The sequence below is a fragment of the Bradyrhizobium sp. F1.13.3 genome, from assembly GCF_040548265.1.
GTDB lineage: Bacteria > Pseudomonadota > Alphaproteobacteria > Rhizobiales > Xanthobacteraceae > Bradyrhizobium.
Map to the genome: position 1 here is coordinate 1 of NZ_JBEPRI010000043.1, position 13,212 is coordinate 13,212.

Annotated in this window: 14 protein-coding genes; 3 read left to right on the plus strand and 11 right to left on the minus strand. The window is 58.7% G+C overall.

Features of this window, described 5'->3' with window-relative positions; all coding sequences use genetic code 11:
- Window positions 1-319 precede the first annotated feature (319 nt).
- The 5 genes from ABIB66_RS42815 to ABIB66_RS42835 form a co-directional block, all read right to left on the minus strand.
- On the minus strand, window positions 320-694 hold the full coding sequence (locus ABIB66_RS42815) for a response regulator transcription factor (RefSeq protein ID WP_354210844.1): 375 nt from the start codon (window positions 692-694) through the stop codon (window positions 320-322).
- Between the two features lie 197 nt (window positions 695-891).
- Window positions 892-1,551, minus strand: a complete 660-nt coding sequence (locus ABIB66_RS42820) for a response regulator transcription factor (RefSeq protein WP_354259953.1) — start codon at window positions 1,549-1,551, stop codon at window positions 892-894.
- The gene (locus tag ABIB66_RS42825) at window positions 1,548-1,781 is read right to left on the minus strand and encodes an ATP-binding protein (RefSeq protein ID WP_502917440.1); all 234 of its coding nucleotides are present in this window, start codon (window positions 1,779-1,781) and stop codon (window positions 1,548-1,550) included. The genes ABIB66_RS42820 and ABIB66_RS42825 overlap by 4 nt, the downstream gene beginning before the upstream one ends.
- Window positions 1,741-1,968 (minus strand): ImmA/IrrE family metallo-endopeptidase, encoded by a 228-nt coding sequence (locus ABIB66_RS42830; protein WP_354211590.1) that lies wholly within the window; start codon window positions 1,966-1,968, stop codon window positions 1,741-1,743. The genes ABIB66_RS42825 and ABIB66_RS42830 overlap by 41 nt, the downstream gene beginning before the upstream one ends.
- A 16-nt stretch (window positions 1,969-1,984) precedes the next feature.
- A complete protein-coding gene (locus ABIB66_RS42835; protein ID WP_354211592.1) occupies window positions 1,985-2,242 on the minus strand; it encodes a hypothetical protein in 258 nt (85 codons plus the stop codon).
- A 134-nt stretch (window positions 2,243-2,376) separates the two neighbouring features.
- Between ABIB66_RS42835 and ABIB66_RS42840 the strand changes: the two genes are divergently transcribed.
- The gene (locus ABIB66_RS42840) at window positions 2,377-2,625 is read left to right on the plus strand and encodes a hypothetical protein (protein ID WP_354259956.1); all 249 of its coding nucleotides are present in this window, start codon (window positions 2,377-2,379) and stop codon (window positions 2,623-2,625) included.
- Window positions 2,622-2,768, plus strand: coding sequence for a hypothetical protein (locus ABIB66_RS42845; protein ID WP_354211594.1), 147 nt, complete (start codon window positions 2,622-2,624; stop codon window positions 2,766-2,768). The genes ABIB66_RS42840 and ABIB66_RS42845 overlap by 4 nt, the downstream gene beginning before the upstream one ends.
- A 106-nt stretch (window positions 2,769-2,874) precedes the next feature.
- Here the strand turns inward: ABIB66_RS42845 and ABIB66_RS42850 are convergent, their stop codons facing one another.
- Both ABIB66_RS42850 and bamA read right to left on the minus strand, forming a co-directional pair.
- Entirely contained in the window at window positions 2,875-3,213 is a 339-nt protein-coding gene (locus ABIB66_RS42850; protein WP_354211596.1) for a Wadjet anti-phage system protein JetD domain-containing protein, read from the minus strand.
- 133 nt (window positions 3,214-3,346) lie between these two features.
- Complete coding sequence (gene bamA, locus ABIB66_RS42855; RefSeq protein WP_354259959.1) at window positions 3,347-5,833, minus strand: outer membrane protein assembly factor BamA; 2,487 nt, start codon at window positions 5,831-5,833, stop codon at window positions 3,347-3,349.
- Between the two features lie 296 nt (window positions 5,834-6,129).
- Here bamA and ABIB66_RS42860 point away from each other — a divergent pair, with 296 nt between their 5' ends.
- Window positions 6,130-6,504 (plus strand): hypothetical protein, encoded by a 375-nt coding sequence (locus ABIB66_RS42860; RefSeq protein WP_354211599.1) that lies wholly within the window; start codon window positions 6,130-6,132, stop codon window positions 6,502-6,504.
- Window positions 6,505-6,555: 51 nt separating this feature from the next.
- Here the strand turns inward: ABIB66_RS42860 and ABIB66_RS42865 are convergent, their stop codons facing one another.
- From ABIB66_RS42865 to ABIB66_RS42880, 4 genes are all read right to left on the minus strand, one after another.
- On the minus strand, window positions 6,556-7,884 hold the full coding sequence (locus ABIB66_RS42865) for an ATP-binding protein (protein ID WP_354211601.1): 1,329 nt from the start codon (window positions 7,882-7,884) through the stop codon (window positions 6,556-6,558).
- Window positions 7,881-8,633, minus strand: coding sequence for a response regulator (locus tag ABIB66_RS42870; RefSeq protein ID WP_354211603.1), 753 nt, complete (start codon window positions 8,631-8,633; stop codon window positions 7,881-7,883). Before ABIB66_RS42870 ends, ABIB66_RS42865 begins: the two co-directional genes overlap by 4 nt.
- 1,020 nt (window positions 8,634-9,653) lie before the next feature.
- Complete coding sequence (locus ABIB66_RS42875; RefSeq protein WP_354259961.1) at window positions 9,654-10,115, minus strand: EF-hand domain-containing protein; 462 nt, start codon at window positions 10,113-10,115, stop codon at window positions 9,654-9,656.
- A gap of 897 nt (window positions 10,116-11,012) precedes the next feature.
- Complete coding sequence (locus ABIB66_RS42880) at window positions 11,013-13,136, minus strand: putative bifunctional diguanylate cyclase/phosphodiesterase (RefSeq protein ID WP_354259964.1); 2,124 nt, start codon at window positions 13,134-13,136, stop codon at window positions 11,013-11,015.
- Window positions 13,137-13,212: the final 76 nt, after the last annotated feature.

The following is a 13,212-nucleotide window of genomic DNA, read 5'->3' on the forward strand; positions in this document are numbered from 1 at the left end:
ATACTCGACAGTCCTGCTGGGCTTGGGCGGTAGCTGCGAAGCCTCGAAACGAGCTCGCACGAGTCCGTTGACATGGATGCATCCTTCGCATTTCGTTCGTCTCAGCCGCCGTCCGGCGCATTCTTCATTCCAGCTACGGGCGCCAGCCTAGCCCGAACAGCGCGAGCGGCTCGACCCTACGGAGGTTGTTCCGACTGTCGTCTTGGTTTGCGAGGCCCCATACCTTCGTTTTGCGTGGGAATTGCATCGAGCGTGTCCTGAAGACGGGGTAACGCGCCGGCGCGGGCCGCATCAAGATCATGAACCGGCGCCTGTGATCTTAGCCGGCATCCCCGCCATCGATGGCGGCCTCGACATGTTTGATCAAGTCGGGCGCCGTAAAGGGCTTAGCCAGGAAGCCAATGGCTCCGGCCTTCCGCGCCTGGTCCCGCACTCTGTCTTCGGGAAACGCCGTAATGAAAACGAACGGCGTGTTGTGCCCTTCCGCGCGCATATGGGTGAGGAGGTCCACCCCGCTCATGCCAGGCATCTGCACATCCGCAACGATGCATGCGCAGTTGTGAAACTGGGGTGAACGCAGGAACTCTTCGGCCGATGCAAATGTGTGGACGAGATATCCTTCTGAGCTGAGTAGATTGTCGGTTGCGTCACGGACGAGTTCATCGTCGTCAACAACTGAAATCATCGAAAGCATTGACAAGACGACCTTCCAGGCGCGGGTGCAAGACGCACTCCTTGGCACCGCCCCAGAACTAACAATGGGCCGCCAATCGGGATTCTGAAATCATACTTAGGTTTGTCCGCGCGAGTACGGGGTACCCAATCAGGCGCATTCAGTCTTTTGAAGCACTGAAGGTCGAGGTTTGTTGCTCAATCCTCGCCAGACGAGCACTATGGCTTGGCGCGACGAACTCCGAGAGTTTCGGCTTTCCGTAACAGATCGGCCAGCGATCTCGCATCCATCTTCTTCATGATGTGCCCACGGTGAATCTTGACGGTAATTTCGGCAAGTCCGAGTTCGGCAGCTATTTGCTTGTTCATCAGGCCAGACGATACCAAGGCAAGAATCTCGCGCTCGCGAGGGGTTAAGGTCTGAAAGTGGGTTTGCAGGTTCGCGACGATCCTGTCGGCCTCGCGTCGCTTGCGATCCCGTTCGATCGCCACCGTCACGGCGTCCAGCATATCCTGATCGCGAAAGGGCTTGCTCAGAAAATCGACAGCCCCGCCCTTCATGGCCCTCACGCTCATTGGAATGTCGCCATGGCCGGTCATGAAGATAATGGGAATATGAACGTTCGCCTTGGCGAGTTCACCTTGGAATTCCAGACCGCTCATTCCTGGCAGCCTGATGTCCAGGACCAGGCAGCTGGCGACATCTGGAAGTGTGCTTTGCAGCATTTCGGTTGCCGAACCGAACACCTCGACCTCCAGTCCGATCGATGCAAAGAGATTGCTGAGCGCTTCACGCATCAATTTGTCGTCTTCGACAATTAAGACGAGCGGCTCTCTCGCGCTGATAGGCTCACGCGGTGTTTTGGGACGCTCAGTCACGACGCCTCCTTTTGTCGCGAGGGCAGGACGAATTGAAACGTCGCCCCAGGCCCCTGATTGGGCGATGCAGATAGACCGCCCTCATGGGCCTCCACGCTCGAACGGCAGATCGAGAGCCCCATTCCCATGCCGCTGGACTTGGTGGTGAAGAAGGCGTCGAACAGCCGGCTACCGGTCAGGCAGGTGGTCTCACCCGTCGAACTTCTTCGCGAGCCCAAGCATTTGTTCAAGGCTTGGCGCCGACCTCTTGCCGAGTTCGGACCGCAGCGCGGGTGGCGGCATAAGGATCAGGGAGGAGAAGCGGTTTGCCTCGACTTCCATCTTGGCGCGGCGGTCGCCTTCCTTGGGATTGAGAAGCAACATGTCCTTTTCCGAGCAAAGGAAGCGGCCTTGAGTGTCGGGTACGTGTGACGGCATCAGGAAATGCCCGAGCTCATGGCCCAGCGTGAGCCGGCGGCGGCGGCGACACTCCGTTCTTGACCAGGATGATCCCGTTGCTCCGCTCGCGGTCTGTCAGCAGGCCGCCCTCGAAGCCCGCAGTCGTCAACGCCTGGATCTCGATGATGTCGAGCCGGCGGCACAATTCCTCGATCGGGACGGGAATCGGCAGGTTCGGTTCAGCCTTCAGGATGGCCATCACGATCCCTTCCGGGGATCCCTTGTCGGCCAGGTCCATGCGCGTGATCTGCATCGCGGCTACTTCCGTTCGGGCCCCTTCAACCCCTGCATTAGTATTCGGATGGTCTCGAGGTCGGGGTCAGATAACTGCTTGAGCTCGCGAAACAAGGCGACGTGCTTTTCGTCCTCGTCGTCAGCAAGGATGCAATGGCCAGAATGTATGCGGAATATCATCCCGAGCCGATCGCCTTCGTGGTTGTCCGCGACGGCAAGGTCGTCCGGAACTACCGCAACAAGATCAGATTTCCCTTCATCACAGCGCTGCGCGGCAGGGCCGTGCCCGAGAGGTCATTGTTCTATCGCAAAGGCCATCAGGTCGGCGTGCCAAGCGACGTGGATACACGTCTTCCGGACAATGGATCGACGTTGAGCGCGGTCGCCAGGCTCCGAGGATGAGCGAGCAGGTCTATCTGCAATTCAACGGATTCGCCCTGATCATGCTCTGGTACGAGCCGGCCGACGATCCGGACTATGACGAAGACGGCCAACGGACGGCGAAGGAGCGGTTGAAACATCGGCAATCACGATTCAATTCCTGAACGAGGAGATTGCTTCGCGTTGAAAAGGGTTACGCCAGATGCAGAGCTAGGCCCATCCGTCCGCGCTTGAGTGATTGGCCGAAGGAGGGCGTGCGCCCTAATTGCCCTATGGAGAATAGGTCTCCTCCTGCAGCAGGGAGCATGGCTCTAACGCCTCCTGCTCGAGGTGGCACACCTCCGGTCCGAAAGCCAACCACTCCGCCAACTCACGGACCGCGCTCTCCGACCTAGCGAGCGAAGCCAAGCTCGGATCCGCATCCGCCGGCTGTCCCGATTTCTCGGCCAGAGCCTTGGTCATCAAGTGCGGTCGCGGGCCGCGGGGAAGGTTCTCCTCGAGGAATCTGAAAATACGCACGCCGCCGGCGTCCACGTCGCCCCAGTGCAGGAAGGGCACGTCAGCCGGAGCAGCTCCGGTGCGATGTGACGCCGACTTCCGCCATTCCACGGATATAGATGAGTGCTTGCGCCTTTCGTTTATTCTGCGTGACGCAGGCAATCACCGTTGTTGTCATTCTGCAAAATAAACTCATTCGCACCGCGCCATGACCGCTTGAAGAAATGTGTTTCGGACTTGAACATCAAAAGGACGTCCCGCCACCGAACCTGAATTGTTGCACGATGTCGTATTTTCCTTTGCTGAGCGGGACCGCGTAGTCGAAGCGAAGCGGCCCAAAGGGAGACTGCCAAATCAAGCCCACACCTACCGAGGTCCGGATGATGTTGCTGTCGTCATATTGCATGGCGCAGGTTGGACAGGTCGGTGAATTCACTTCCCCGGTTGCGGTCCAGGACGTCGGACCCTTATAGTCCCAGAGTGACCCGGCATCGGCGTAAGCGGCGCCCTTGAGGCCGACCTCCTTCGGCAGAAACCAGAACGGCATCTGGAGTTCCGCCGATACGCCCCAGTATTTGGTGCCCCCCAACGAGTCGCCAGAGCCGGTATACGGGTAAAAGGTAAGATCGCGCGGGCCGATTCCGTTTGGCGCAAAGCCACGAATAAGATTTGGCCCCATCTGGAACTGGTCGAGCATTCTAAGCTGACTGCCCATGCTGTCGAGCATGCCGCCCTGCGCATGGATCAGGCCAACGATATCGGCAGCCAGCGGCGTGTAGTATTTCGCATCAATGGCGGATTTCAAGTAGCTCACGTCGCCTCCGACACCTGCAAAATCCTGCTTGAAGTCGATCAGCAGCCCGTCGGTCGGATTTTTGTTGTTGTCGAGGGTGTTGTAGTTCAGCGAATAGCCCAGCGACGACGTCCATGTCGCGCCGTTTGCCAATGCCTCGCGGACGGGCAATGACGACTCACCATCGGACAAACAGCCCGGAAGCAGGCCGGCCTGGGCATTACCGGTCGGGTCGACGCCACCCAAAACCGTACTGATGTAAGTCGGCGTCGGGAAAAATGCCGGCCCCGCGAGGTTATTGCAGTTGTTTAGTATGGAGGGCAGCGTGATGGATTGCTGATAAAGCGAATATCGAAATTGCAGGGAAAGATCTTCGCGCAGGGCAAAGCCAAGTCGCGGACTGAAGCCCAGCGTGGTGGTGCTATACGAGGCGTAATCGTTCGCAAGCTGCGCCCGATAGGATACGTCAAGGCCAAGCGCGACCCGGTAGTCCAGCAAATAGGGTTCGACAAATGACAGCGAGGCACCGCGCGCATACTGGCCATAGGTGACCGCCGCCTTGGCGAACAGGCCGCGGCCAAGCAAATTGCGCTCGGAGACCGAGACTTCGGCAAGCGCACCGTCGGTCGTGGAGTAGCCGCCCGAGATCGAGAAGTCGCCGGTCGATTTCTCTTCCATGTCCACGAGCAGGATCACGCGGTCGCTCGACGAGCCGGGCTCCGTCGTGATCTTCACGCTCTTGAAATAGTCGAGGTTCTTCAAGCGGCGCTCGGCACGGTCGACCAGTGCGCGGTTGTAGGCATCGCCCTCGGAGACGTCGAACTCGCGACGAATCACGTAGTCGCGCGTGCGGGTGTTGCCGCGAAGGTTGATGCGCTCGATATAAGTGCGCGGACCCTCGTCGATGTTGAACACGACCGACACGGTGTGCGCCTCGAAATTGCGGTCGCCGCCGGGACGGACCACGGCGAAGGCGTAACCGCGACGCGAGGCCTCGATCTGCATCTCCTCGACCGACTTCTCGACCGATTCGACGTCGTAGAGCGAGCCGACATTGACGCGCGAATAGTTGCGCATCGAGGTGGGATCGAAGTTCGGAATGCTGGAGCGGAAGTCGATCGAGCCGACCCGGTATTGCGAGCCTTCCTCGATCTTGAAGGTAACGTTGAAGCCCTTCTTCTCCGGATCGTATTCGGTGAGCGCGGCGACGACCTGGACGTCGGCGAAACCGTTCTTGAGATAGAAGCGGCGGATCAGGTCGCGGTCGGCCTCGACCCGATCGGGATCGTAGATGTCGCTGCTGGCGAGGAAGCTCAGCAGGTTCGATTCGTGCGTCTTGATGACGTCGCGCAGGCGGTACGACGAGTACGCGCTGTTGCCGACGAACTCGATCGACTTGACACCGGTCTTGGCGCCCTCCTCGACCGTGAAGACGAGATCGACGCGGTTGTTCGGCTGCTCGATGATTTCAGGCGTGACGCGAACGTCGTACCGGCCGGAACGGCGATAGATTTCGGCGATTCGCAGGGTGTCGGACTGCACCATGGCGCGGGAGAAGGTGCCGCGCGCCTTGGACTGGACTTCACCGGTGAGCTGCTCGTCCTTGATCTTCTTGTTGCCCTCGAAGGCAATGCGGCCGATCACCGGGTTTTCCACCACGGAGACGACGATCTGGCCACCGGCACCGCGGTTGATCCTGACGTCCTGGAACAGGCCGGTCTCAATCAACGCCTTGAGGCCGTCGTCGATGGCGCCCTGATCCAGGCGACCGCCGGAGTCCGGTCTGAAATACGATCGGACAGTCTCGGCTTCGACCCGCCGGTTGCCTTCGACCTGGATCGAAGGCACGGACTCGGCGACGGCTGGCGACGATACCGGCATGGCGAACATGATCAGAGCGGCCAACAAGCCTGCCCGCACCCGCATTCCAACATACATGCGTCACCCACCCTCGTCCTTGCGAGTGCTGGGTAGGATGCCGATATGGCCAAAAGAACTCCGAAACATTTCCGATCGTTCTAAAATGTTGCTCGATGATGATCAAACAGCCCTCGCTAGTTTGCTGGCGGTGCTTTCGAATCCGTTCAGTCGGGTTGCATTGATGCTGCCGGCCCGCACATTCAAGCAATGCCTTGCAATACTCACGTCCTTTACTTCTGATCGGTTGATCAACCATGCTCATGGCAGACACCGCTGGTAGCGGGACGTCAGTACGCTCCGGTCGGGAAAGTGCGATGAAACTGAAATCCAAAGGCGCGACAAAGCTCACCACCTTGCTCACGGCGGTTGCGTTGATCTGTGTCGATTCAGCCCAGGCGCCTGCGATGCAGAAGCAGAGGCACCATGACCGCGGCAGTATCTATTGTTACGATTCTGCCGGCCCCAACGTTTCCTATCAATCCGGACCACATACCCGAATCTATATAACCAACCGCACATGGCTGGATGCTGGCACTGAAGTTCTTCCGGGAGATCGCAAATTCACCGACTACGCCTTTCCGCCGGCATATTCTTTCGGGCGCGAGAACAGCAACCGGCCGCTCGACCGACAGCCACTCGATCCGCCGTCGGACACGGGCGGGTATCCCCGGGTGATCCCGCTGTATTGAGGCCCACTCATCTTTTGAAGGCCTCGCGCAAGCAAATACCACTTTGCGTGCTCAGGCAGCCGCCGCCCGAATCTGTTGATGTATCGGCAGTTTAATGCGAACAACCAATCCATGAGGCTGCCGGTTATTGAGCGACAGCTCGCCGTCGTGCGCCAGCACGATGGCACGCGCGATCGAAAGTCCGAGACCGAAGCCTGCAGCCTCATCCATATTCCGGGCTTCGTCGCCGCGCACGAACGGTTCGAGCATGGCTTCCTTGCGCGCATCGGAAATGCCGGGACCATCGTCCTCAATGTCGATCGTCACGCTATCTGGCGACATCGTGAGGCGGATCGTGGTCTCGGCGCCGAACCTGACCGCGTTTTCGACAAGATTGGTAATACTGCGATGCAGATCGTCCGGCCGCAGCGTGGCCATCGCGTGTTGCGGCCCATCGTAAGCCACTTTGTGTCCCATATCGACGAACTGATAGGCGACAAGCTGCAGCGTGCTGGCGATGTCGACCAGCGTCATGGATTCGAGTCTACGGTCGTTGCGCAGGAACGAAAGCACCGACTCCAGCATCGATCGCATTTGATCGAGATCGCCCAGCATGCTGCTGCGATGCCCATCGTCTTCGATAAATTCGGAGCGGAGGCGCATTCGGGTGATCGGAGTCCTCAGGTCGTGGCTGATGGCGGCCAGCATCTTGGTGCGGTCGTCAATCAGAGTGGTAATTCGTTCCCGCAGCCGGTTAAGCGCCTTTGCAACCAAACGAATTTCTTCGGGGCCGCGTTCGGGCAGCGGCGCAGGGGCGCCGTTCAGGCTGAAGCTTTCGGCCGCCCTGGCGAACGATGACAGCGGCGCCGTCAACGCGCGAGCCGTCCACAGCCCAAGCAAAGTGACGCTAATGGCGGCGAACAGCAATGTCAGGACCCAGGGTCCAATCCAAAACGGACGCGGCCGTTCGTCTGCGGTGAGCTCTGCCGAAATCGTTGCGCCGTCCGGCAAAACGATACCGACCTTCTGGATGCCTTTCCCAGCCGGGAGCGAAAAGACCCGATAGTTGCTGCCAAGACGGCGATGCAGACTTCGCAGGCTGAGACCATCAGGCTCGTCCGCCACAGGACCTGGACCTGGCAGCAGACTTGCGATGGCCAGTTGCGGAAATGCGCGCGCGATGTCGGCGAACAGCCGTGGCCGTCCGGTCGCAGGCGCTGCGCCGAGAAGCTGGGCCACCGCGGCAAGCTGACTGTTTCCGCGTTCGATCGGTGCCTGATCCGGCCGATAGACAAGAAAGGTTGCGGCAAGGATCAGATGGATGGCCATTATCGAAGCGACCACCAGCGCGGCGATCTGTCCGCCGATATTCTTCGGATTGAGAAAACCGGGTAGCTTCATGATCCGTGGTTTTCCGGGGGCACGACCGTATCCAATGTCGGTGTGAACATATAGCCGCAGGAGCGTACCGTCTTGATCACAGTGGCCTCCTGTGGATCGGGCTCGATCTTGCGCCGGATACGGCTGATCAGCACATCGATGCTGCGCTCGAATGAGCCGTGGTTGCGGCCCTGGGTGAGATCGAGCAGGCTGTCGCGCGACAACACGCGGCCGGGCCGCTCGCAGAAGGTGCGCAGCAGATCGAATTCGGCGCTGGTCATCGCGACCCGCGCACCGGCCGGATTGCGCAGCTCCCGCAGTCTGAAATTGATCCGCCACCCCAGAAAAGTGACGGCGGTCGCGTTATTGGTATTGGTGGCGCTGGCCGTCTGGACGATCGCCAGGCGGCGCAGCACCGCGTTGATCCGGGCCAGCAATTCGCGCGGATTGAACGGCTTAGCAAGGTAGTCGTCAGCGCCCATTTCCAATCCGAGAATCCGATCGACGTCCTCGCCGCGCGCGGTCAGCATGATGATCGGCATTTGCGATTCCGCGCGAACCTTGCGGCAAAGGCTGAGGCCGTCCTCACCCGGCAGCATCACGTCTAGGATGAGAAGGTCGACACGGTAATCGGCCATCACCCGCACCATTTCGCGCCCGTCGTTTGCCGTCCTTACGTTACAGGCATTCGTGCGTAGATATTTCGTAATCAGCGTCCGCGTCTCGCGGTCATCTTCGACGACTAGAATGTTAGGCGATGCCGCGGCCATACGGTTTCTTTGCCTCGCAATTCGGAGAACCGGCGACTGCTTCCGGTTTCGAAATAGTTCTGAGCAGTCCTCGCAAGATGAGGCAACATGCTGGCAAGGCAATAAGAAGGCGACTCCTGCACCGTCAACTCCCCATCAGATCACGGCATCATCACCGTCATTTGAGGACCACGGTAAGTCTCCTCCGAGAATACACGCGTGTGATCCAAACCATCTTTCCACTTGTTTCCGCAACGTTTCATTGTGTTGCTGCGACAAAAACGTGCGAGGATGCCCGGCGGCTAGAACCAATCACGCACACGTCAAGCCGAGTTGTACGCCTTGAATATCGGTTCGGTACACGTCAGCAACGACATCGAGGCAAAAATCGTGTTTTGTCCGTACCGGGCATCCGGACGCCGCGCTCGACAGCGTCGGCAAAGACTCCCCGATCATTCGATCAACGCCGCATCCCGGAACTAAATTCTCATTTCATGTGAGTGCCACACTTGTCCCGTGCGGCAATCCTTCATTGATGCGACAGCTCGTTTGGCAGAAGCGTTCAAATGCAGCGCTGCCGACAACGGCTGAGCCATCACCGCCGCTCGCGATGATAACGCGAAAGAAGCATCGTCACGGCGGCCTCTCATGCGCGCGCATCCTCGTTTCAAAAAATGAGGCGATCGCGTTATCACGCAACGCAGATGATGTTCGTCACAACTACGCCAAGGAAGAACCCACCGGTACGCAGCGCCTCTTGGCTACCCAACTCGCTCCGATCAGCCGCGGCGCGCACATACTTCGCCCCTCGTTTGAAGGTCGTGCCCGTCGTTGGGCCTAGCCTATCGCTCGAAGCTTCGGCGCGCCTGGCGCCTCGAACTGCGATACGAAAGAGCGAAGCGGCATTGGCCATCAAGCGCAACAAGCTGAGTGCCAGTTCAAAGAGCGCGACTTCAGCAACCTGAGACGACGGGTCAGCCGCAAGGACTGTTCTCCATCACCTTCGTTTTTTTCGGAATATCGCATACAGGTGTTCCGCCGTTAGAATTTCTTGCCCCGGCCATTCGACGGCTTCTGATCAGTGCTGGCGGCTTTCATTTCATCCTGTGTGACGCGGCAGTCACCGTTCTTGTCGAACCGCAAAATAAACTCACTCGGCTTGTCAACAAACTCGCTACGGGTGACCTTGCCATCTTGGTTTTCATCAAAGTAGCCGAAATCAGCGTCGGTGAAGTTGGTCCCAGTCCGACGGATTATTGTGAACTCGGATGAATCGAGATGCCCGTCGCGGTTGCGGTCGGCCAGGGTAAATAACCGATAGAGATAGCTCTTCCACTCATCGCAGGTGTAGATGCCATCGTGGTTGGCGTCCCAGATGTCGGCTCCGCTTGTGGAGGAGAAGTCCTTTGTTGACCGGGCGCCACGGGCAGTGTCGCCCGTTGAAATGGATTGTGCCGAAGCAAACGTTGCAGTCGTCATAAACAATCCCACGGCGATGCTCATGCCGCGAACGGACCTTATGCCTACCAAATCTCTCTCCTGTTTGCGCTCACAGCAACTGCATAGCAGCCCGGCCGCTTCGGCGGAATTAGGGACAGATTCGATAGGAGAAATATGCCGTTACAATTCCAGATAAATCACGTGAATTGAGCGCATCATCCGTGGCGAGATCGGTGCAAGCAACCCGGATCTCCGCCGCAATCCGGTCGTCTTAGGTGATCCCGCGAGCGGGTGTCGTGGCGGCGGCGATCGGGAGGAAGTCGGCTATCCGCGACAACTTCTCCGCAGTCGCTGCTAGAATTGATGGCGGTATAGCTTGGAGATCGATTCCACGAAGATCGACTATGCCACGGGGCAGCGATGGTTAGCAGCCCTTGCAAATACTATGCAATCTTGTTCAGCATCTGATCTGTGGTCCCTGAACGTCACTGGAAGCGCTTGAATCAAGGCAAGATGGTCGTCAGGAATGCGCTCGGATCATTGATGCCGTAGCTATCCTAGGTCTGCTCGCCCCCATTTGCCCAGCAATTGACGACATCGTCGTCTGAGCGATCCTTATTGGCCGCACAACGCAGGCTTTCATTATGATAGCCGCCAATGTAGATAAAACGATCCATTATCGTGAACATGCTTCTCGACCATAAAAGGTCCATACCCCTTCTGCGCCGAGCCCTCTATCGGCGTGTGATCCCGACGCCAATCGGCGCCGTGAGCTTTCGATGCTAACTGAGCGGTCACTCGTTGCGCCGATTCACACTTATCGCAGTTGGGAAGATCGCTTGCGGAATGCCGGGGCGGTGCTCCTAGACAACACCTCTGCCCCATCGCACGAGGAGGACGAGTGGTGGCGCTTGCTCCACCTGCCTGGCCAAAGGTGAAGCGGCGTCGGGTTCCTGCCTATCAGCACGCCACCTGGCAACATGGTGAGTCGGCAATCAGCATCTTCTTGATGTCAGTTGCCGGCCTAGGCCGGCTCACAAGATAACCCTGCATCTCATCACATGACAGCTCGCGCAGCAGGTCCCGCTGCTGTTCCGTCTCCACGCCCTCTGCCGTCGTCGACATCTGGTGTTCTGCTGCAAGCGCCACGACAGCCCTTACGATGCCGGCAGACCTGCTCCCTTCGGTCAGCTCTCTTACGAACGAGCGATCGATTTTAATTTTGTCGAACGGGAACTTGCCCAAGTAGCTCAGAGAGGAATACCCGGTCCCGAAGTCGTCAAGCGCCAATCGGACTCCAAGGGCTCTCAATTGGTGAAGAATATCAAGGGCGAGCTGGTCGTCCTTGATCAAGACAGCTTCCGTGATTTCCACTTCGAGCCTACCTGGAGCCAACCCAGCCTGGTCAAGAGCCGAAGCCACTTTGAAGGGAAGCCCCCCCGTCTTGAATTGAGCGGGAGAAACGTTGACGGCCACCTTCATGTGTACAGGCCAGCTCGCCGCTTCGTTGCAAGCAACTCGAAGGATGTGCTCTCCGAGAAGGTCGATCAGCCCACATTGCTCAGCCACGGGAATGAACTCAGCGGGAGAGACAAAGCCGCGCTGCCGATGATTCCAGCGGGCGAGCGCCTCGCAGCCGACGATCTCGCCAGTGCGCAGTCCAACGATCGGCTGAAAATAAACCTCGATTTCACCTGCGCCAAGCGCGATGCGCAGGTCCCCTTCGAGGACCCTGCGATCACGCGCTCGCTTTTCCATCCCCGGCTCGAAGAACCGGTAGCTCTTCTTGCCGGATGACTTCGCTTCGTACATGGCCAAATCGGCATTCTGTAACAGGTCCTCGCACGTTTTCCCGTCTTTCGGAGCCAGGGCTACCCCAATACTTGCGTCCGCCGTGAGCGTGTATGGGCCACAGATATGTGGTCTGCGAAGAGCGCCGTAGATCCTTTCGATCATCCTCGCGATACTGTAATCGCCATCGTCACGATGTGGCGCGAGTATTGCGAATTCATCTCCACCCAACCTCGACAGGAATGCTTCAGGCCCGACGCAATCTCGAAGCGCTGCGGCGATGCTTTTCAGCAGTTCGTCTCCGATATAATGACCGAGCGAGTCGTTGACGGACTTGAACTCATCGAGGTCGAGGAAACACACTGCCAAGCTTACGCCGGGGCCGCTGTCGAGTTCCTGGCGGAGGCGGTCAAGGAAAAAGAAGCGATTCGGCAACTCGGTGACCATGTCGTACTTTGCGAGCCTGGCTATCCACTCCTCGGATTCCCGTCGGTCCGTAACGTCTTCGATGGTTGAGACCCATCCACCACGCGGCACCGGCTGCGTTATGATCTGCATCCAGCGGCCATCAGCTGTCTGGGTAAGGGTCTGTGTGGGTTCGCCCGATTTCGCCGCACGAGTCAGTTCGGAGGGCGCATCCACGCCGCCAAGAAACGAGCTGGTCTCGTCGCGGTGCTGGATGATCTCTCGCAGCGAGCATCCGGGTCTCACTACGTGGGGTGATAGGCCGAACATATCTAGGTAACGGCTGTTGCAGATGATCAAGCGCTCCGAGCGGTCAAACAGCAGAAGCCCCTGCTTCATGTTGTTGACCGCAAGGTCCAGTTGTTGACGCTGCCTCCTTAGATGAAGCGCGACGAAGGCGAGCATTATCAAACCAACCACACCAGCAGCACCTGCTCCCCAAAGAACCAAGCGTGCCTGGCTGAACCAATTTGCCAGGACGGTTGACACCTTGACCGTGGCCAAGACGGCAAGTGGGTAATGGTCCAGATATCTGACTGATCCGATCCGATCCTCACCATCCAGCGGGCTGACGACGTTGATCGTGGTTTGTCCGCCGTTTTCTGCCGCTTGTGCGGCCATTGGTGAAGCGTTTTGACCAAGTGCGTGGCCTGCACCCGGAAAGCGAGCGAGCAAGGCGCCATTCTGGTGAAACAGAGAGAGAGCGGCGTTGGGAGGAGCGATGGACGAAAGGAAGTTCTCGCTTCTTCCTTGCCGCGTCCGTAATGCACGATGACGCGCGCGCCCGCGGCGGCAAGGGCCAGCGCAGAGGGCGGCGATCCTCTTCACCTTTGCACTCGGCACCGCGGCCGGCGATCTCGCGACCGAAGCGCTTGGACTTGGCTTCAACGTCGGGGTCCTGGCT

Bases quoted from the DNA above. Each gene is read 5' to 3' on its own strand.
- ABIB66_RS42815 (WP_354210844.1), bottom strand. From the start codon at position 694: ATGCTTTCGATGATTTCAGTTGTTGACGACGATGAACTCGTCCGTGAC.
- ABIB66_RS42830 (WP_354211590.1), bottom strand. From the start codon at position 1,968: ATGCCGTCACACGTACCCGACACTCAAGGCCGCTTCCTTTGCTCGGAA.
- ABIB66_RS42835 (WP_354211592.1), bottom strand. From the start codon at position 2,242: ATGCAGATCACGCGCATGGACCTGGCCGACAAGGGATCCCCGGAAGGG.
- ABIB66_RS42840 (WP_354259956.1), top strand. From the start codon at position 2,377: ATGGCCAGAATGTATGCGGAATATCATCCCGAGCCGATCGCCTTCGTG.
- ABIB66_RS42845 (WP_354211594.1), top strand. From the start codon at position 2,622: ATGAGCGAGCAGGTCTATCTGCAATTCAACGGATTCGCCCTGATCATG.
- bamA (WP_354259959.1), bottom strand. From the start codon at position 5,833: ATGTATGTTGGAATGCGGGTGCGGGCAGGCTTGTTGGCCGCTCTGATC.
- ABIB66_RS42860 (WP_354211599.1), top strand. From the start codon at position 6,130: ATGAAACTGAAATCCAAAGGCGCGACAAAGCTCACCACCTTGCTCACG.
- ABIB66_RS42865 (WP_354211601.1), bottom strand. From the start codon at position 7,884: ATGAAGCTACCCGGTTTTCTCAATCCGAAGAATATCGGCGGACAGATC.
- ABIB66_RS42870 (WP_354211603.1), bottom strand. From the start codon at position 8,633: ATGGCCGCGGCATCGCCTAACATTCTAGTCGTCGAAGATGACCGCGAG.
- ABIB66_RS42875 (WP_354259961.1), bottom strand. From the start codon at position 10,115: ATGAGCATCGCCGTGGGATTGTTTATGACGACTGCAACGTTTGCTTCG.